Source organism: Streptomyces sp. SID1328 (genome assembly GCF_009865595.1).
Lineage (GTDB): Bacteria > Actinomycetota > Actinomycetes > Streptomycetales > Streptomycetaceae > Streptomyces > Streptomyces griseoluteus.
On the sequence record NZ_WWKH01000226.1, the window covers coordinates 1 to 874 of the forward strand.

Here is an 874-nt window from a genome sequence, read left to right on the forward strand (position 1 = left end):
CGGGCTCACCATCGACCTGGCCCGGCGGTTCGACCACGATCTGGTGACCCGCGCCCTGGACGCGGCCGGCATCTGCTGGTTCGCCGTCCCCGCACTGGACGACCGGCGTATCTGCCTCGCCGTGGAGAGCCGCGACAAGGGTGCCGTGCGCCGGGTGCTCCGCGCCCTGCTGGAGGAGCACACCGGGTACGTCACCTCCGTCTCGCCCGCGCAGCCCGACACTCCCGAGGAGCCGGGCAGCTACGTGAAGGCGTGGAAGCACTACGCCAAGGCGCGGGTCATCCGGCTCGTCTGGCTGCGCACCGAGCCCACCGAGAACCTCTGGACCGGCGACGACCAGGGCATCGAGATCGAGTTCTGGACGCGCAACACCAACCTGCCCACCGAGCGCCTCATCGGACCCCGGCCCAACCGGGTCCAGCGCGCCGTGCCCAGCGACGCCCCCGGAGTCGAGATCGGCTTCGACCGGCTGTGCGGTTACAGCGACGCCGACGGCGAACTCGAGCCCACCGTCACCCTGGAGACCTTCGACGTCGTCCGGCTGGACGAGGTGGACTTCCCCGTCGACGCCGTCGTCCTCTTCGAGCACGCCACCGGCTGGGGCGAGGAACTGCTGCGCGCCGCGCTGCGCTCCCTGTACCAGTACGCGCCCTGGACCAACACGGTCCACGTCGTCGCGCAGGCGGCGCCGCCCGCCTGGCTGACCGCAGCCGAGGGGCTGAGCGTGGTCCGCGCCCGGCCCGGCGCCGAGGCGCTGCTGCACCAACTGCCCGGCCTTTCCCCGCACTTCCTGCTCTTGCGGCCGGGGGCCGTCGTCGGCCGTCCGGTGCGGCCCTTCGACTACTTCATGCCGGGCGGCGCGGCCCGCCCCCGG

General features: G+C 73.1%; 1 pseudogene. It reads left to right on the top strand.

What is annotated here, in order from left to right:
* Nucleotides 1-874, top strand: a pseudogene (locus GT030_RS06490) (sugar phosphotransferase); the annotation flags it as partial.